Raw genomic sequence first — 19,012 nt, forward strand, 5'->3', positions numbered from 1 at the left:
AAAACGATCTTATCCTTCTATTTTTCAAGTGTATTTCTTAACATTTATTGAACATTTATTGAACTTTTTTTGAATTTTTTCTGAAAATTCTGTTTTGTATATGATATACTACAATTAACTAAGAAGGAAAAAATATCGCAAACAGAGGGGGATATAATCATGAGTTTACTTATCGCACTTATACTGGGGGTTACGTGTGGAGCACTTCCTATTATTCTAGGAGCTATTATGGAAGAATTAGAAGTTGGTGTGTTAGGTTTTGTTGCATCTTGTGTAAGCGCTTTATTTTTTGGTTTGTTCGGTGCTATTCCTGTTTCAATTCTGTGTGCATTTTATATAATACGCCATGCTCGTACAAAACAATTTGGTCCTAATCACATCGCGCAAGTTATTCCATTCCCAATTGAACGATGCCGCCGTGCTTCTAGCTTATAATTATAAAATTAAATATACTTAAATAAAAGCCCTCAAATGAGGACTTTTATTTATTTTCTTCTAGAAATTGAAACAATTCTTGTAAATGCAAGACGTCTTCACTATAACTAAGAGATACGTGGCATATACCATCAATCTCTGCTTGCATATAAAGATCAACTCCATCTCGATCATATTTCAATGCCAAATAAAATTCCATTTCTTCTAGCATCTTTTTTGAAGTTCGAATAACGTAATGCCCTTTTTCATCTCTTCCATATTCGAATTTCGGTTCAAAATCATATTTTTGTTTAAAAGCTTCTATTTGTTTTTCATTAATTTGTACACAAGTTGCTCGTTGTACAGCATCAATCATCTCATCAAATTTTTGAAGATCCATCTCACTTACCCCCTATGTATTTTTTGTATAACACTTGTGTTCCGCTATTCTCTTCTCCATCTTTTATTAGCTCTTCATACAATTCCTTCGCCAAACTTAAACCTGGTACTGGTAATTGTAATTTTTCAGCCTCATCTAAAGCAATCTTCATATCTTTCATAAAATGCTTTACATAAAACCCCGGTTCAAAATCTCCCTTTAACATGCGAGGGGCTAAATTGCTTAATGACCAGCTACCTGCTGCACCCGTTGAAATGCTCTCTAACACTTTATCTGGATCTAGTCCAGCTTTTTTCGCATAAGCAACCGCTTCACATACTCCAATCATATTAGAAGCAATTGCAATTTGATTGCACATTTTTGTATGTTGTCCACTTCCAGCTGGTCCTTGCAACTGAATATTTGTTCCTAGTTTTTCAAATAACGGTAAACATTTTTCATATATTTCTTTCTCGCCACCGACCATAATTGCGAGTCTTGCCTCTTTCGCACCGACGTCTCCTCCAGATACAGGCGCATCTAACGTATATATATTCTTACTTTTACCCGCTTCATTAATACGTTTTGCCAATGTTGGTGTAGATGTCGTGAAATCAATTGTAATTGTACCTTCATTTGCATTCTCCAAAATCCCATCTATCCCAAAATACACTTCTTCTACATCATGTGGATATCCTACCATAGTCATTACAACATCCACTTGCTTTACTAAGTCTTTCGGTGTATCACACCAATTTGCACCATCTTGCACTAAAGAATCTGTTTTCGCTTTCGTTCTATTATATACATATACCTTATGACCTTCTTGCATTAAATGATGAACCATACTTTTTCCCATTACACCAATACCGATGAAACCTATTGATAAAGTTTTATGTTCCATTTTCTCATCCCCTTTGTTCTAATAACTCTCTTACTATATTTCAGAACTCTTTATTCAATATAACACGTTCTTTATCTCCAACCAAAACTTCTCATTACATTACTTTCATACTAAAGATCGATCTACTTTTTTTATGATACTAACCTTTTTATCTTCCTCTATATTCTCTAATATTATCAGTCCAATAACAGGCATTACTATTATTCTTTCCCTTAATTCCCAATAAAATAAAAAGAGATTGTCCTCCTAATTAGCCCAGACATTAGGCTTTTACGGCTAAGTAATGCGGAATTAAATAATAGGTTACACCATAAACTCTACAAATAATATAACGATCTTCATTATATTTATTGTGTACTTTCATACATATATTTTTCTCATTCTATAATTAGACAAAAAAAATCGCAACAATTTGTTGCGAAAAATCACTTTTTTTCTTTTCTATATATACACACTTGATTTTTACCATTTTTTTTCGCTTCATATAATGCAATATCCGCCCGTTGCATTAATTCTTCTCTTGTAATCCCTTTTTCATATAATGCAACTCCAAAACTCGCTGTTAATTTCGAAATTCCCGAGAATTGCTTTGTTTCTATAAAAAATCGTAATGATTCCGCAACTTGAAATGCTTCTTTTTCCACTGTATTCGTTACTAAAATAATAAATTCTTCTCCTCCCCACCTTGCAAACACATGTTGCTGCTCCACTTTAGATTTCATAAGCTCTGCAAGCTCAATTAATGCTAAGTCACCAAAATCATGGCCATACGTGTCATTTACTGCTTTAAAATTATCTATATCAAATAAAATAAGTGCTATGTTTTCATTATTACGCATCGCATTATCCCATTCTGCCTCTAGTATTTGTTGGAATTTCAAACGATTATAAATCTCTGTTAACGAATCTATCATAGCAAGCCTTTCTTGTTCTTGATAGATTTCATCTAATTCTGTAATCTCTGTACACTTCACAATAAATCTTGATAAATCTTCTGGCAATGGTGTTGCACGCAATAAAAAAGTTGACACTTCCCCTTCATAGTTGGACATCTTAATTCTTCTATCATATGATAATGTATCATCTAACCATGTTATATCATGAGTTGTTGAATAGTATCCATTTTCTCTAATAAGATGTTCAGCAAATACTAAATGTTGTTCACGATAAGCAAACAAATTTTCATATCCGAAAAACTCTAAAAAATTTGTATTACAATCAACAATTTCATCGTCTTCTACTATAAATAATAGATCATTTCGAAAATCAAACATCGTTTGAAGTAGTTCTTGTTGCAAACTTACTTGCCGCACTAAAGAAAGCTGATATAAGCTTTTATTCACTTCCTCTAACACCATTTGCGGAGTCACAGGGGCTATCACAATATTACGTATTCCTAACGTAAGCACCTCTGCAAACTCGCTTGTTATTTGTTGATCCCAAATGACAATAAATGTACTCTGTGGATTATACATATTCTTTATATATTTTATTTGAGAAAAATCTGTTACATACATAATTACAATATGTGGTTTAGTCCTCTGAAACAATACTTCTCCTTCTTCAAAACTATTTGCTATAAACATACATTTTGGATGGATATTTTCTATCGTTTGTTGATGTGTGCATCCATTTTCTATATAAAGGACATTTAACTGAAGATCTTGTAATACATTTTGGAAAACCGTATTCTCTAATAAAAAATGTAGTATGTTCATCACTAGTCTTCACTCACTTCATATATCTTGTTCTACTGAATTCCTCACAAACCTTTTATAAAAAAACTGTTCTCTCAAAACTTTAATGAGTGAGGGATACATGTTAACAAGCTAATTGAGAATGTTCTCTTCGTTTTTCACTCTATAAATTCCTTTTTTAGTGTATGATTATTGGAATTGTATCGTTTGTATGAATGCCCTAGCTTCTGCTTTAAAACTTGACAATTAAAATAAAGATATTATATTCTTAAATTCGATAACTTACAAAATGTAAGTAGAATGTATTACATGTATTTTTTCATAATTTGATATGTAATTTGGAGGATATATAATGACAAACGACAACTTTTTTAATGTTCTATATGAACGCACATCTACACGTGCATTCAACCCAGAAAAAGAAATTTCATCTGCAGAGTTACACGAGATTTTAAAGGGCGCTGCTCAAGCACCTTCTGCTTGGAACTTGCAACACTGGAAATTCCTCGTATTCCAAGGTGAAGATGTACAGAAACGATTACACCCAATTGCTTATAACCAACAACAAATTCTTGATGCTTCTGCTGTAGTCGCTATTTTAGGTGATTTAGAAGCTTATAAAAACGTTGAACCAGTATATGGTCCAATTGTAGAACAAGGATTTATGAAAGAAGAAGCAAAAGAGCGCTTAGCTAAAAATATTGAATCTGCATATGCTCGTGAGCAATTTCCAAGGGATGCAGCCTTTTCAAATGCATCTTTAGCAGCTATGCAACTTATGCTTGCAGCTAAAGCAACTGGCTGGGATACTTGTGCTATTGGTGGTTTTAATCCACAAGCACTTTCAGAAGAATTCAATGTTTCATCTCGTTACGTACCAATTATGCTTATTACAATTGGTGAATCAACTTTAAAAGGCCACCCTGCACCACGAATGAGCGTAGAACAAGTGAGCGAATGGGCGAAATAATAAAGTGTAACTTGAATCAGTGTGAGATCTTACTACACATTAATATCAGATAGAAAAGAAGCGAAGGTAGAAATTACCTTCGTTTCTTTTTGTTCTGTCACAAATCCGTAATATTACAATGTATGATTCGACATCTATACAAAAAAACCGTAAATTCCATACTATTTTCATACATACAAATGACGTTTCGTGTCGAATTTTGTTAAATCATTGAAATATAACCGTGTGTTTTTGTTACAATTATGATACAATGATAACAAATAGATAACAAGAGAGGGATTTTCATTGAGTTCATACGGAAGCTTTATCGCACTTTTATGTTACATAGTAACTGTACTGCTTCTATATTTTATTGGCGATGCTGCAAACATTTCAATATTACAATTCCCAAAAGAAGAAGCGTTCCAATTAGAATCAGAAAAACATACTGCACGATCCATTGTACCACTACTCCTCGCTCTTCCTGTATATATCATCGTTTTATATAAAAGCAAAAAAGTGTAAAGGCTACCTATTTCATTCATTTCGGTGGTCTTTACATTTTTTTGTGATATCTATCCTATTTTAAACATCATCCCGTAATAAACACCCAGCTAGTCTTTTAAAATGAGAAATTCCCCTAGAAAAAATTCCACTCTCTGTCCAGTCACTCACTACCGAACTTACATAGATTATAAGTGTGAAGGGGGTGATGAGGATTATGTTTGGATCATTTGGATGCTGTGATAACTTTAGAGACTGTCATCATCATGAAAGAGAGCGCGACCATCGTGAGAAAGAGAGAGAGGTTAAACCACAACAACCAGCTGTATGTAACGTACTTGCTAGCATTTCAGTTGGAACAGAGCTTTCTCTATTAAGCGTTAAAGGTGTTGGATCTTTCAACAATGTAATTTTTGAAGGTTTCTGTAACGGTGTTGCTCTTTTCTCTGCTTTAGCTCGTAATAACAATGACAAAGATAACAAAGATAACAACAAAGACGATAAGCACAATCAAAACCGAAATACTTTTACTGGTATTTTACGTGTATGCCCAACTGATATTGTTGCGATCGCTATCTAATTCTGTTCCTTATCTTCAAGAGTAAGAAAATAAGTTTTACTTTTCTCATAGAAAAAACCTGAGACCGATTTCAAATCGACTCAGGTTTTTTTATTAATTATATGCTTTTAACTAGTTCAACAACTTCTTCAGCAGTTGACATCATTAATGCTTTTTCTGCTAATGTTTCCATTTCTGCTTTTGACAACTTGCTTAGTTGTGTTCTTGCAGGAAGAATAGATGTTGCACTCATGCTGAACTCATCTAAACCTAATCCTAATAATAATGGGATAGCAAGTGAATCGCCCGCCATCTCACCACACATACCAGCCCATTTGCCTTCTTTATGAGCAGCATCGATAACCATTTTTACAAGACGTAAAATAGATGGGTTATATGGTTGGTATAAGTAAGATACTTGTTCGTTCATACGGTCTGCAGCCATTGTGTATTGAATTAAGTCATTTGTTCCGATAGAGAAGAAATCAACTTCTTTTGCGAATTGATCTGCTAATACTGCTGAAGCTGGGATTTCAACCATCATACCAACTTCAATAGAATCAGAAACAGTTGTACCCGCTTCTACAAGTTTCGCTTTTTCTTCTAATAAGATCGCTTTTGCTTGACGGAACTCATCAAGAGTTGCAATCATTGGGAACATAATTTTTAAGTTACCGTATACGCTAGCACGAAGTAATGCACGAAGTTGTGTACGGAACACATCTTGCTCATCAAGACATAAGCGAATTGCACGGTAGCCTAAGAATGGGTTCATTTCTTTTGGTAAATGTAAGTATGGAAGCTCTTTATCTCCACCGATGTCAAGTGTACGAACAACAACAGGTTGACCTTCTTTTACACCTTCAAGAACTGCTTTATACGCTTCGAACTGCTCTTCTTCTGTTGGAAGATTGTCACGGCCCATGTATAAGAATTCTGTACGGTATAAACCAACGCCTTCTCCGCCATTATCGATAATACCTTGTACATCATTTGGTATTCCGATATTTGCAACAAGCTCAACGTGATGTCCATCACTTGTTACAGTAGCTTGGTCTTTTAATTTTGCCCATTCAGCTTTTTGCTCTTCAAATTTCGCTTTCTTTTCTTCAAACGAGCGAAGAGTTTCTTCTGATGGATTAACAATTACTTCCCCATCTAAACCATCGATGATTACGATATCGCCGTTTTGGATTTTCTCCATAACAACTTTTGTACCAACAACAGCTGGAATTTCCATAGAGCGAGCCATAATTGCAGAGTGAGATGTACGTCCGCCGATATCAGTAGTAAAACCTTTTGCATACTTACGGTTTAACTGAGCTGTATCAGATGGTGTTAAATCTTCAGCAATAATGATTACTTCTTCAGAAATTGTACCAGGATTTGAGAAGTTAATGCCTAGTAAATGCGCAAGAACACGTTTTGTTACGTCACGAATGTCCGCAGCACGTTCTTTCATATATTCGTTATCCATGTTTTCAAACATAGAGATAAACATTGATGCAACTTCATCCATTGCAAATTCAGCATTTACTTTTTCGCTATTTACTTTATCTTTTACTGGGTTTACTAGTTCTGGATCATTTAACACTAATAAATGTGCTTCAAAGATCGCAGCTTTGTCAGCACCTAGCTCAGCAAAAGCGTGGTCCTTAATAGCTTCTAATTCAGTTTTTGCTTTCTCAAGCGCAGCTTCTAAGCGTGCAATTTCTGCAGCTTCGTTTGTAATTGATTTCTTTTCGATGTTAAATTCAGGATTTTCAAGTCTGAAAGCCTTTGCAATAGCAATCCCACTTGATGCAGCGATCCCTTGAATGTTAAGAGTCATTATTCTCCTAATCCTTCGTTTTTCATAGTTTCTTCGATAGCTGCTAGTGCTTGAGCTGCATCATCACCATTTGCAGTGATTTTAATTTCTGCGTTTTGTTGAATGCCTAAAGACATAACGCCCATGATTGATTTTAAGTTAACGTTCTTTCCGTTATACTCTAAGTTAATGTCAGAACCAAATTTGCTTGCAGTGTTTACAAGTAGAGTTGCTGGACGAGCATGAATTCCTGAGTCGCTAGTTACTTTAAAGATTTTTTCCATGATAATTTATCTCCTTTAAATTACAGTTTTTTTTAGTTGTATAGACGTGAGTACTACATCATCTATTGTATATAATAGGCGATGTTCGGTCAACCACATCGCCTATTATAATTATAAACATTTTGCGTCAAATTCCTACTGAATGTCAATAATTGCGTTTTCGCCCTTCTTAACATTTCCATCTTTTTTCAATTCGACTTGTTGCCCTTGTTGTAAATTTGTAAAGACAATTGGTGTAATGATAGATGGTGCATTTTCTTTTACAAATGCAAGATCTACTTTTAATAATGGTTGTCCTTGTTTCACTTTATCACCTTGTGCTACAAGTGCTTCAAAACCTTCACCATTTAATTTTACAGTATCAATACCGAAGTGGATTAAAATTTCTTTTCCGCCTTCAGATTGAATACCAATTGCATGTTTTGTAGGGAATACGTTGACAATTTCACCGTTAACTGGAGAAACTACTGTTCCTTCTGTCGGCTCAATTGCAAATCCGTCTCCCATCATTTTTCCTGAGAATACTTGATCAGGTACTTCTGTAATTGGTAGGATTTTCCCTTCAATTGGTGAAACGATTGTTTCGTTTGCATCAACTTTTTGAGGAGCTTCTTCTACTTTTACAGGCTCTTCTTTTTCAACATGAGGTGTACGACCTGACATAATATCGTGAATTTGTGATTTTAATGTGTCAGATTTCGGTCCAAAAATAGCTTGAATGTTATTTCCAACTTCAAGTACACCAGCTGCTCCAAGCTCTTTTAAACGATCTTTGTTTACATTCTTTTGTTCGTTAACTTGAACACGTAAACGAGTAATACAAGCGTCTAAAGAAGCAATGTTTTCTTTACCACCAAGTGCTACTAGTACTTCACGAGGAAGTTCACCAGCTTCTGCTTTCCCTGCGCCGTCATTCGCATTTGCTACTTCACGACCAGGTGTTTTTAGATTCCATTTACGGATTGCAAAGCGGAATCCGAAGTAGTAAATAACTGCTAGTACAAGACCAACAACAATTACCCACCACCATGCTGTACGGCCTGGTAATACACCGAATAACATAAAGTCAATTAAACCACCAGAGAATGTCATACCAATTTTAACACCTAAAATTTGCATTGTCATAAATGATAGACCAGCGAATACGGCATGAATTCCGAATAGTACTGGCGCTACGAATAAGAATGAAAATTCAAGTGGTTCTGTAATACCTGTTAAGAAAGATGTTAATGCAGCAGAACCTAAAATACCAGCTGCTAATTTTTTATTTTCTGGACGTGCTTCATGGTACATCGCTAAAGCTGCTGCTGGAAGACCGAACATCATGAACGGATACTTACCAGTTGTAAATGTACCTGCTGTTAATTCTACACCGTCTTTTAACTGTGCCATAAAGATTTTTTGGTCACCACGGATTAATTCGCCAGCTGCATTTGTATACTGACCGAATTCGAACCAGAACGGTGAATAGAAAATGTGATGTAATCCAAATGGAATCAATGAACGTTCAATTAAACCGAATATGAATGCTGCTAATGTTCTATTTGCATCAATCATTTGATGTGAGAACGTATTTAAGCCACCTTGAATGTATGGCCAAACGAAGCACATGATAATACCTACTACTAAAGAGAATGTTGCAGTTGCGATCGGTACGAAACGCTTACCTGCGAAGAAACCTAAGTATGATGGTAATTCAATGTTGAAGTATTTATTATAGCAATATGCCGCTACTATACCGACGATAATACCACCAAATACTCCTGTTTGTAATGTTGGAATTCCTAATACGTTTGCGTATGCTGGATCCGTAAATCCAATTTTTACTGGATCTGCTCCAGAACTTGTTACTTTCACTAGCTTATCTACTTCTAAGAACACACTCATCGTTTTGTTCATAATTAAGTAGCCGACGAACGCTGCTAAACCAGCTACTCCATCTCCACCAGCTAAACCAATCGCTACCCCAACTGCGAATAATAATGCAAGGTTAGCGAAAATAATATCACCAGATTGTTCCATAATTTTTGCTACCATTACGAACCAATCTGCTTTTAATGCAGGAATAACATTTGTTAACTGTGGATTTTGAAATGCATTACCAAATCCAAGTAAAATACCTGCTGCCGGTAAAATCGCAACTGGAAGCATTAACGCTTTTCCGACTTTTTGAAGAACACCAAAGATCTTCTTAAACATGGAAACCCTTCCTCTCTTATCTATATTGATACCTTCCGACAAACGCCAAAAAGACATGAGGAAAAAAAGATAGAACGATAGCTATACAAAGGGTAGTATATCCCTTTCTCTAGCTTACATTCCTTACTTTTCTCCACTCATGCCTGATCGAATCAGTAACACGTGTCAAAAATAGGTTTACGTATAAGTTCACTATAATTAAGGCAAACGTTTTCTTTATTTCCCTTAATGTGTTTGTCGAAATTTGTATAACTTTGCAATAGTTATTATACATAACTATTGTAAGCGATTCAATGATTTTTTTTAACGTTTTCATTTTAGACAAAAATATATGTCTTTTTACACATGCTCTGCTTTCACTAAGCGCTGCAGGTGCATTGTTAAATATATACTTTCTGCTTCATACACAGGAAGTTGCAATTCTTTTTGCATGACCTTAACTAGCTTCCAAGCTAAATTATAACAGACAGGATATTCCGCCCTTAATAACTCAGCAAAACTTTGTGATTCCTCTACTTTCTCCCCTTTTTTCACCCGTTCAATAGCATATTGCAAATGACGGATAAGGCGTAAATAGTGGATACTTTCTTGGTCCAATGTAATTTGTAAGTTTGTCTCAATTAAAGATACAAGTTGTGCAATGAGACGGGAGTTTTGATTCACTGAAGATAGATCTGAATTTGTAAGCGAACTGTAAATATGAAGTGCAATAAAACCAATTTCTCCCTCTGGCAATGTAATTTGCAAACGAGAATTTAAAAGATCTACAACACCTTCAGCAATTTCATATTCTTCTGGATAGAGCATTTTCGTTTCAACTAAAAAAGGATTATCAATTGTAAGTCCTTGTTTTAATCGTTTAATTGCAAAAGAAATATGATCTGTTAAAGCGATATGAATATGTTCATTTAATGGTGATTTTGCTTTTTCTTGAATATAGAACATAATATCATTCATTAATTCAATTAATTTTTCACTCACATGCGGCACTAACAGTTTGTATTGTTCACGATCACGTTCATTTTTTAAAACAAACATTTTTTCAATTTGTTCTTGTCCTAGTACATCTTTCGCTTTTTTTCCAAATCCAATTCCTTTACCAATCACTACTACTTCCTCGTGTTCAGGATGGCTAGCAATGATGACATTATTATTTAAAACTTTTTTAATTTCTAGATAATTACTCATATAACACCACCCTCGTCCTTAAATAGCCTGCTTTTATGTTACAGAACATTCTTCTTTGTCGTCAATGTAAAACATCTACCATTTCATAAAAATTCATTTTTTAGACATGTTTATATATGATGCGTATAATGTAAGAGCAACTGTACATAGAAAGGAGATAACAATATGATTAAAATGTTTGTAAGTGATATCGATGGTACAATGATGCAACACGGGGGTATTATTGATGAGCAAGATGTTGCGGCACTTCGCAGTCTTGCTGAGCAAAATGTTATTCTTTGCTTCGCCTCTGGACGACTTGATAATGAAATTGCAGACTTAATGAAAGCTGTAAATACAAATTTCCATCGTATTAGTGTGAATGGTGTTTTCGTATATACAGATGAAAATAAGCAACTCTTATCTGCAACTTTTGATTCCAGCATTCTTCCTGAGTTGTTAGACATGACAAATGAAGATCCTTATTTCCGTTATGTTAGTGATGAACATAATTACTATATTGAAGAGAAGACACCGTTCATTCATGAACTTGAAAAACAAGTAACGATGACTTCTGTTGAAGAACCAAATTTATTACAGAAAATAGATGATACAATTTTTCCAAATAAAATTTCTGTCGGTGGAACAAAGGAGAGTTTGCAACTCCTTCAGAAAAAAATTGATGAAAAATTCCACGGAAAAGTGAGTACCTTCATTTCAGCAGAACAATGTTTAGATGTAATGCCACCGAATATTAGTAAAGGCTCCGCTATTTCAGTTTTATTAAAAGAGTTTCAATTACAACCAGAGGAAGTTGCTTGCATAGGGGATTCTTATAATGATATTCCAATGTTTTCTTTAACTCCTCACAGTTTTGCTATGGCTCAGGCAGATGACGCAGTAAAAGAACACGCTCACTATGTAGTAAATACAGTTAAAGATGCTGTTAACCACGTAATTGCTCATAATAAAAATACGACTCACTCCTTGTAAGGATGAGTCGTATTTTTTCTTTACATGTTAAACAATTTGACATTTACTGTACTTCACAAACTGAAATATATTATTTGTTACGTGCGATGTTCGTAATAAACTTATAACGATCCCCGCGATAAATACATTTCACATACTCTAACGGTACTTCACCTTCTGAATATGACCATTGACGCATTACAAGCACTGGCGCCTTTTTAGGAATATGCAGATGTTCCGCTTCATTATCCGTTGCAATTGAAGCTTCAATTGATTGAGTAGCACTAACAAGTTTAAAGCCCAGTTTTTTCTCTAAATGTTCATATAAAGATTGTTGCAATATTTCTTCGTTAATATCTTTTACAAGAGCTGGCGACAAATATGTCGTCTCAAAAGCAATCGGTTCATCATCCGCTAAACGAATACGTCTCACTTCATAAACCGATTCTCCCTCCTGTATTCTCAGCCGGTCTGCTATTTTCGCAGTAGCTGGAACTAGGCGGAAACTTAGTAATTGACTACTTGGGTTCATTCCACGAGAAATCATATCTTCTGTGAATCCTGTCATTCCTTGCAATTTTTGTTCCACTTTCGGAAGTTGGACAAACGTACCGATTCCACGTTTCCGATATAAATAACCTTGTTCCACTAAATTATTAATCGCCTGTCTGATTGTCATACGACTCACTTCGAACTTATCGCAAAGTTCATTCTCAGATGGGATTTTATCTCCCGGCTTCCATTCGCCGTCCTCAATTAGCTGTTTCACCCACTCTTGAATCTGATAATAGATCGGAAATGGTGAATACTTGTCGATGTTCATCAGCAATCGCCTCACTGCATAAAGATAGAGCTTCTTGATCAGCGATTACGGTTACATTCGGATGACGTTGTAAAACTGTAGCAGGACACGCTTCACTATATGCACCTTGCAATAATTCTTTAACAGCTTCTGCCTTTTTAGAACCCATAGCAACAAGTAGAATTTGTTTCGCTTTCATAATGCTTCCAATTCCCATTGTAATTGCATGAGTTGGCACATCTTCTTCTTTTTCGAAGAAGCGAAGGTTTGCTTGGCGTGTAGATTCTGTTAATTCAACAATGTTTGTTGGAGAATTAAACGGTGTTCCTGGCTCGTTAAATCCGATGTGACCGTTTTCACCGATTCCAAGAATCTGTAGGTCAACTGGGTTAGCAGCTAGAATGCCCTCGTAACGTTTGCACTCTTCCTCTAAATCACTTGCCATCCCGTTTGGTACATAAGTTTGTTTAAATGGAAGATGATCAAACAACTGTTCTTGCATGAAATAATGATAGCTGTTTTTATCTTCATGTGGTAAATTTACGTACTCATCTAAGTTTACAGTGGTTACACGGCTTGTATCAAGTTTATTTTTTCGCATTTCTGCATAAATACCTAATGGAGAGCTTCCTGTAGCCATTCCTAATGTTGGATTTTCTTTTGTTTTTACAACTTCTTCAATTAATTTATAACCTGCTTCTGCTAGTTCTTCTGGAGTTTTTACAACAAGAATATTCATTTAATTACTTCCCTTCCTTCATATGAATTCCTAAACGAACCGTATCATATACATGTAAATCTTCATTCATCACAACAAAGTCTGCATCTTTTCCTACCGCTAATGCACCTTTATTATTTAATCCAAACTCTTCTGCTTGGTTAACTGATGTCATCAGTACTGCATCTTCGATTGAACAACCTGTAAATTCAATTACATTTCGGAAAGCTTGATCCATTTTTAGAATACTACCAGCTAGCGTTCCATCTTCTAATCGAGCACTACCATCTTTTACATGTACTGGCTGTCCGCCAAGCTCATATAATCCATCTTCAAGACCTTTTGCACGCATTGCGTCAGTAATAACACTTACTTTTTTCGGTCCTTTTAATTTATATGCTAATTTCACCATATCAGGGTGAATGTGAATACCATCTGTAATTACTTCAACCATTACATCTGGATTTAATAACACATGACCAACAACTCCTGGTTCACGGTGATGTAATCCACGCATTTGATTGTATAAATGCGTTGCATGTGTAATGTTTCTGTTTTTTAGTTGTGCATCAATTGCATCTGTATGCCCCATTGTGCCGACAACACCAGTTTCAGCAAGATACTGCTCAAACTCTAATGCTCCTTCTTCTTCAGGTGCGTATGTTACTAATTTAATTAGATTTCCGCTTGCTTCCTGCCATTGTTTAAATTGTTCAATATTAGCAGGAACAATATGTTCAAGTGGTTGTGCACCTGCACGTTTTTTTGAAACATACGGTCCTTCTAAGTGAATATATTCGAAATGTGCTCCTTTTTCTTTCGCTTCCTTCGCAGCATGTAGTGCTGCTTCGATTGCTTCTGGAGCTTGTGTCATTGTTGTTGGGAAGTAAGTTGTAACTCCTTCTTTTAACATTTCTTTCCCTAGAGTTACTAACCCATCGCTATTTGCATCCATCGCATCAATATCGTATCCACCATGAATATGAACATCAATCATACCTGGAATCACAATCTTCCCTGCTGCATCTAAAACAGTTTCATTTTCTTGTGATACATATTGAGCCATCAAACCAATTTCTTTAATTGTTTCTGCGTAACGAATAAATCCGTTTTCTACTACTTCTTGACCTGTATAAATTTTGGCATTGATGACAACTTGCGTTTTCATTTTCATCGATCCTTTCCCATGAAATACCTACTTGTTATTATTACCTTATTCGCCTAATTCCATCTTAATATACGCACGAGTAGTTGTCTATACATTCTAATGAAATTTCCTCTTTGTTTAACAAAAAGGAAACTTAGTACGTCTGTTGTAATTATAATATATGTTATTCACTTTTCCAAAAAGGGAGAATATCCCCTTATCAGATTACTCACTTCAATAATGGCATTAACCCGCTAGACCCTATTATAATATGTTCGCCGTCTGTTTCCATTTCTACCGTACGTCTATTTGTTCCATACATCATTATACCACGCCGTTTTAATCGTCTCACTACACTTTGATGCGGATGCCCATACGGATTTCTGCTACCATAAGAAAGAATCGCGAACTGTGGTTCTACCTTCTTTATAAACCTTTCACTTGTTGAAGTATATGAGCCATGGTGCCCCACCTTTAACACATCTGCATGTACATCAAATTGCTTTAATATTTCCGTTTCCGTCCGCACATCAGCATCACCCATTAGTAAAAAATCTGCCTTACCATACCGAACCTTTAATACAATTGAAGATTCATTATTTTCATCTTTAGACTTCCCATTGTTTAATACTTGTATGGAAACATGCGGATCTAGCGGTATGTATTGGCCCTCTTTTACTGAAATGAAAGGGATTCCCCTTTTCTTTATATTATTTCGATACGTATGATAAGTAAGAGAACTATATGTTTTTCCACTATCTAATATAAGTGATACTGGCATTTGCTCTACAATCGGAATGAGTCCCCCAATGTGATCCATATCAGGATGAGTACTGACGATAGCATCTAAATGGTTAATTCCTTTTTCAATTAGCTTTTGGATAATAACCTCACCAGCTTCATAAGGCCCTCCATCAATTAACATCGTTTGTCCATTTGGCAATGTAATAAGTGTTGCATCACCTTGTCCAACTTTTAAGAAACTCACTTTCATTTTACCAAAATGTTGCCGCTGCATATGTAAAGGAGACGCAGTATGAATAGACATCATATACCTTTTTGCCGATGCACTATTTAAAGAAAAGCATAACAAAACAGAAACTAATAATAAAATACTTCGTATACCTCTCATAACTCGTCTCCTTTTTTCAATTAGTATGGCACGGTATATAATTGATATACAAAAAAAGCTTAGCAAAATGCTAAGCTTTTATTTCGATATCTCTTGTAAAGAACCGAAGAATAAATCCGCTTCATTCATTTGTTCGTTTTCTTCAGAAAGCGGAGGTAAATCATCTAATGTTTTTAATCCAAACGTGTCCAAAAATTCTTTCGTCGTTCCATATAAAATAGGACGCCCAGGTCCTTCTGCTCTTCCCATTTCTTTTATAAGTAAGTGTGATACTAACGTTTGTAACGCCTTATCAGTTTTTACTCCTCTAATCTCTTCCATTTCAGTTCTTGTAATCGGTTGGCGATATGCAACAATCGCTAACGTTTCTAGAGCAGCCTGAGAGAGTGAAGCAGCTGTTGGGATCTCTATTAGTTTTTGATAGTAAGACGCATGTTCTTTCTTTGTAGCAAAACGATATACTTTTGCATACTGTACAATTTGCAAACCGCGGTGTGCACCTTCACATTCTTTTTGCATTTCTTCTAAAATATCGATTACTTCGTTTCCTTCAATTTCAAGGACTTTTGCTATTTGTTCAGGATAAATCCCTTCATCACCAGAAACAAATAAAAGCCCTTCAATAATTGATTTTTGTTCTGTTCTATCCATTTTACGAACTCCTTCCTCCTATTTTCTCCATAAAAATACACATCAAAAAACCGAATCACAATCAATGCGTTCGGTTCAATATTTTTTCTCTTGTTCCAAACGATACATTCAAACCTAGCATGAGATATACTATTTCTATCCCATTTTCTATACTAACTCTATGCAGATTTAGTATAGCTTGATACGAAAATTTCATCAAAATTATGTTCTTGTTCAATTATGATTTGTTGATTTTTCATAAGCTCAAGAACCGCTAAAAATGTTACAACCATTATTTCCCGTTCATCATCAACAAATAAATCATAAAAACTTTGACGACCACCTTGTATTTCTAACTGCTTCAAAATATCCGTCATGCGCTGTTCAATTGGTATTTCTTGACGAGTAATACGTGTTGTCACAGGTTTCTTTGCTTTTTTACGGCGCATTAATTTTTGAAATGCCGCTAGCATATCATATAACGTAACATCAAGAGGCAAGTTTGTCTCCTCTTCTTGTTGCAACGATGTAAAATCAATTGGCGGACGTGTATATAGCTGTGCTCTTTCTTGTTCTCTTTCTTTTAGCTCAGTAGCAACTTGCTTATATTTCTTATATTCAATTAACCTCTCCATCAATTCTTGACGAGGATCATCTATAAAGTCATCACCGTTATCAAGTACATCTTCTTCATGTTTCGGCAACAACATTTTACTTTTAATTTGTAATAACGTTGCAGCCATTACTAAATACTCACTTGCAACATCTAATTGTAGTTCTTTCATCGTATGAACATAAGATAAATATTGCTCTGTAATTTCCGCTACAGGGATATTATATATGTCAATTTCATAACGATGTATTAAATGTAACAATAAATCTAAAGGCCCTTCAAAAGCCTCTACTTTAAAATTATACTGCACAAAGCATCCCACCACATTTTTTCTATAACAACATAAGTATAGAGCATACTCATGTTCTATCCAACCTTTTTAAGAAATTTAATTAAAAATAGACCGATGCCTATGTCATCATGCCCACCACTTCATATGATAACAGTGTAGTAAGAACAATGTAGGAGGTCAAAAAACTATGGGTCACGTTGATTGCGGTTTTAGCGGTGGGTTCGCATTACTTGTTGTGTTGTTTATTTTACTAATTATTGTAGGAGCAGCTTGCTTCTGCTAATATGAACAATAACGACTAGGGAGAAATTCCCTAGTCGTTTATTGTTCATACTTCTATGATAAACTTATATTTATAAACGTTAGATAGGAGCGAAGAAAATGTATCCTACCGAATACATACAGTTTTTAATTCATTTTCACGGAGATTATGATTATTTTGAATGTCACGAAATACTGGAAGAATATTGGAAAACAAAACCAAGAGGGAATCGTGATAATTATTTAGTCGGCCTCATTCAAATTGCAGTTTCTTTATACCATCACAGACGCTCTAACTGGAATGGCGCAGAGAAAATGATGAAAAGCGCCATAACAATTTTAGAAAAAAACAGCGCACATTTACTTCGTTTAGGAATAAATGAGGCACAGCTTCTATTCTTACTCAAAGATAAATTGCAATCTATCCAGAAAAAAGAAGGTTTTACACCATTATTTTTACCATTATCGGATATAGCATTAGAAAAGCAGTGCATAGAATTATGTGAGAAACAAAACCTTCCTTGGAAAGACGTGAATGCTATTTCTAAGGAATATATAGTACATAAACACACATTACGTGATCGAACAGAAGTCATCGCTGAACGAAACGAACAATTACAAAAAAGAAAGCAGAGATAATAAACTACTTATCTCTGCTTTCACGAATGTATATTTTGTTCAAGCCCTGTACACTTTTTGCAAAAACTTGCTGTTTGCTCATTTCCGCAAATTGTAAATTCAAGAAATTTACTCTTTAACTCTTGAACCATCTTCGTCCCAATACCCATATGACGGTGAGATGGGTTCACACTCAAATGCTGAATTTCCAAAACTTGATTCTCTTTTTTTACAATCCCCATTATTCCAACAAAATCTTCGTTTTGTTTCCACAAATACAATTGCCAATCATCCTTTGCTTCATAATCTTTCATAGTCAATTGTAATGTTTTCACATCTTTTTCAGTTGGCATAAATGAAAGAAGCCCCATTGCAATCTTTTCATAACTTTTTTTAAAACGAATTAACATAACCCTTATCCCTTCTTACAAAAGTTACAAACTATTAAATCCCCTCAATCACTCTTTCCATATCACATTCATTTTACAATATTTTCAACAGAGTGAGAAGAGCTTAAAACAACTTGATAATCATACAAAGTGAAAAGAAGAAAGTCAAATATACGTTTCATTACTATTTTTTCTAAGTAAATACAAGAAGAAACGCTGTTATATGAAAGTAAAAAAAAGCATCCACCGCTCATGATCACTTCACTATTCATCACATTAGAGCAGATGAATTCTAGCAAATTCATGTAATAAAAAATCTTTATTGAAACATGTAATTTAATGTATTCTATGTAATTTGTTAAAATTTTGTTCTCATAAGCGACATATTCTCACTACAATCACATTACTACTTGTATCATGTACCGTAAACGCAATACCCATTCCTATTAGTAGAGTAGAAAACTGAAACAGATTATATTTTCTTTAGGGGTGGCTTTGCCATCCCTTTTCTGTTTCAGTTTCCCCTCATCAAACCGTACGTGAGGTTTTCCCTCATACGGCTTTCCGATGTT

The 19,012-nt window shown here is 34.9% G+C and carries 22 protein-coding genes; 7 read left to right on the top strand and 15 right to left on the bottom strand.

What is annotated here, in order from left to right; translation table 11 throughout:
• Positions 1–159: 159 nt before the first annotated feature.
• Positions 160–435, top strand: a complete 276-nt coding sequence (locus ACVWY7_RS11050; protein WP_000054668.1) for a hypothetical protein — start codon at positions 160–162, stop codon at positions 433–435.
• 46 nt (positions 436–481) lie between these two features.
• On the opposite strand, the gene ACVWY7_RS11055 is transcribed toward ACVWY7_RS11050, so the two are convergent.
• The 3 genes from ACVWY7_RS11055 to ACVWY7_RS11065 form a co-directional block, all read right to left on the bottom strand.
• Complete coding sequence (locus ACVWY7_RS11055) at positions 482–814, bottom strand: DUF3909 family protein (RefSeq protein ID WP_221082107.1); 333 nt, start codon at positions 812–814, stop codon at positions 482–484.
• A gap of 1 nt (position 815) precedes the next feature.
• Positions 816–1,697, bottom strand: a complete 882-nt coding sequence (locus ACVWY7_RS11060; RefSeq protein ID WP_000400423.1) for an NAD(P)-dependent oxidoreductase — start codon at positions 1,695–1,697, stop codon at positions 816–818.
• 425 nt (positions 1,698–2,122) lie between these two features.
• The gene (locus tag ACVWY7_RS11065; protein ID WP_001023203.1) at positions 2,123–3,415 is read right to left on the bottom strand and encodes a GGDEF domain-containing protein; all 1,293 of its coding nucleotides are present in this window, start codon (positions 3,413–3,415) and stop codon (positions 2,123–2,125) included.
• Between the two features lie 331 nt (positions 3,416–3,746).
• Between ACVWY7_RS11065 and ACVWY7_RS11070 the strand changes: the two genes are divergently transcribed.
• The 3 genes from ACVWY7_RS11070 (at position 3,747) to ACVWY7_RS11080 (ending at position 5,427) form a co-directional block, all read left to right on the top strand.
• Positions 3,747–4,364, top strand: coding sequence for a nitroreductase family protein (locus ACVWY7_RS11070; protein ID WP_000180378.1), 618 nt, complete (start codon positions 3,747–3,749; stop codon positions 4,362–4,364).
• Positions 4,365–4,649: 285 nt separating this feature from the next.
• Positions 4,650–4,868, top strand: coding sequence for a hypothetical protein (locus ACVWY7_RS11075; protein WP_000100485.1), 219 nt, complete (start codon positions 4,650–4,652; stop codon positions 4,866–4,868).
• 196 nt (positions 4,869–5,064) lie between these two features.
• Positions 5,065–5,427 carry a DUF3915 domain-containing protein gene (locus ACVWY7_RS11080; RefSeq protein ID WP_000468027.1) on the top strand — a complete coding sequence of 121 codons (363 nt, stop codon included), beginning with the start codon at positions 5,065–5,067 and terminating at the stop codon, positions 5,425–5,427.
• A 97-nt stretch (positions 5,428–5,524) separates the two neighbouring features.
• Here ACVWY7_RS11080 and ptsP read toward each other — a convergent pair whose 3' ends face one another.
• From ptsP to glcT, 4 genes are all read right to left on the bottom strand, one after another.
• Complete coding sequence (ptsP, locus tag ACVWY7_RS11085) at positions 5,525–7,237, bottom strand: phosphoenolpyruvate--protein phosphotransferase (RefSeq protein WP_000174220.1); 1,713 nt, start codon at positions 7,235–7,237, stop codon at positions 5,525–5,527.
• Positions 7,237–7,500 carry a phosphocarrier protein HPr gene (gene ptsH / locus ACVWY7_RS11090; protein WP_000411080.1) on the bottom strand — a complete coding sequence of 88 codons (264 nt, stop codon included), beginning with the start codon at positions 7,498–7,500 and terminating at the stop codon, positions 7,237–7,239. Before ptsH ends, ptsP begins: the two co-directional genes overlap by 1 nt.
• 135 nt (positions 7,501–7,635) lie before the next feature.
• Positions 7,636–9,699 carry a PTS glucose transporter subunit IIABC gene (ptsG, locus tag ACVWY7_RS11095; protein ID WP_000473200.1) on the bottom strand — a complete coding sequence of 688 codons (2,064 nt, stop codon included), beginning with the start codon at positions 9,697–9,699 and terminating at the stop codon, positions 7,636–7,638.
• Positions 9,700–10,038: 339 nt separating this feature from the next.
• On the bottom strand, positions 10,039–10,887 hold the full coding sequence (glcT, locus tag ACVWY7_RS11100; protein WP_000073874.1) for a glucose PTS transporter transcription antiterminator GlcT: 849 nt from the start codon (positions 10,885–10,887) through the stop codon (positions 10,039–10,041).
• Positions 10,888–11,052: 165 nt separating this feature from the next.
• Between glcT and ACVWY7_RS11105 the strand changes: the two genes are divergently transcribed.
• Positions 11,053–11,859, top strand: a complete 807-nt coding sequence (locus ACVWY7_RS11105) for a Cof-type HAD-IIB family hydrolase (RefSeq protein WP_000594222.1) — start codon at positions 11,053–11,055, stop codon at positions 11,857–11,859.
• 70 nt (positions 11,860–11,929) lie between these two features.
• Here the strand turns inward: ACVWY7_RS11105 and phnF are convergent, their stop codons facing one another.
• From phnF to scpA, 6 genes are all read right to left on the bottom strand, one after another.
• Positions 11,930–12,661: a phosphonate metabolism transcriptional regulator PhnF gene (gene phnF, locus ACVWY7_RS11110; RefSeq protein WP_002194085.1), complete on the bottom strand. Its 732-nt coding sequence runs from the start codon at positions 12,659–12,661 to the stop codon at positions 11,930–11,932.
• Positions 12,591–13,379: a glucosamine-6-phosphate deaminase gene (gene nagB / locus ACVWY7_RS11115; protein WP_001024206.1), complete on the bottom strand. Its 789-nt coding sequence runs from the start codon at positions 13,377–13,379 to the stop codon at positions 12,591–12,593. Before nagB ends, phnF begins: the two co-directional genes overlap by 71 nt.
• Before the next feature lie 4 nt (positions 13,380–13,383).
• Positions 13,384–14,526 carry an N-acetylglucosamine-6-phosphate deacetylase gene (nagA, locus tag ACVWY7_RS11120; protein ID WP_001983978.1) on the bottom strand — a complete coding sequence of 381 codons (1,143 nt, stop codon included), beginning with the start codon at positions 14,524–14,526 and terminating at the stop codon, positions 13,384–13,386.
• Positions 14,527–14,734: 208 nt separating this feature from the next.
• Positions 14,735–15,637 carry a ComEC/Rec2 family competence protein gene (locus ACVWY7_RS11125; RefSeq protein WP_001214094.1) on the bottom strand — a complete coding sequence of 301 codons (903 nt, stop codon included), beginning with the start codon at positions 15,635–15,637 and terminating at the stop codon, positions 14,735–14,737.
• 78 nt (positions 15,638–15,715) lie between these two features.
• Positions 15,716–16,288 carry a segregation/condensation protein ScpB gene (gene scpB / locus ACVWY7_RS11130; protein WP_000376225.1) on the bottom strand — a complete coding sequence of 191 codons (573 nt, stop codon included), beginning with the start codon at positions 16,286–16,288 and terminating at the stop codon, positions 15,716–15,718.
• A gap of 158 nt (positions 16,289–16,446) precedes the next feature.
• Positions 16,447–17,190, bottom strand: coding sequence for a segregation/condensation protein A (gene scpA / locus ACVWY7_RS11135; RefSeq protein WP_001199758.1), 744 nt, complete (start codon positions 17,188–17,190; stop codon positions 16,447–16,449).
• Between the two features lie 169 nt (positions 17,191–17,359).
• On the opposite strand from scpA, the gene ACVWY7_RS11140 reads away from it, so the two are divergent.
• Entirely contained in the window at positions 17,360–17,455 is a 96-nt protein-coding gene (locus ACVWY7_RS11140) for a YjcZ family sporulation protein (RefSeq protein WP_000510194.1), read from the top strand.
• 98 nt (positions 17,456–17,553) lie between these two features.
• Positions 17,554–18,072: a DUF309 domain-containing protein gene (locus tag ACVWY7_RS11145; RefSeq protein WP_000283600.1), complete on the top strand. Its 519-nt coding sequence runs from the start codon at positions 17,554–17,556 to the stop codon at positions 18,070–18,072.
• 20 nt (positions 18,073–18,092) lie between these two features.
• Here ACVWY7_RS11145 and ribT read toward each other — a convergent pair whose 3' ends face one another.
• Positions 18,093–18,461, bottom strand: a complete 369-nt coding sequence (gene ribT / locus ACVWY7_RS11150; protein WP_000908398.1) for a GNAT family N-acetyltransferase RibT — start codon at positions 18,459–18,461, stop codon at positions 18,093–18,095.
• A gap of 68 nt (positions 18,462–18,529) precedes the next feature.
• A complete protein-coding gene (locus tag ACVWY7_RS11155; protein ID WP_003289317.1) occupies positions 18,530–18,712 on the bottom strand; it encodes a hypothetical protein in 183 nt (60 codons plus the stop codon).
• Positions 18,713–19,012: the final 300 nt, after the last annotated feature.

The organism is Bacillus sp. TE9106W, assembly GCF_054062215.1.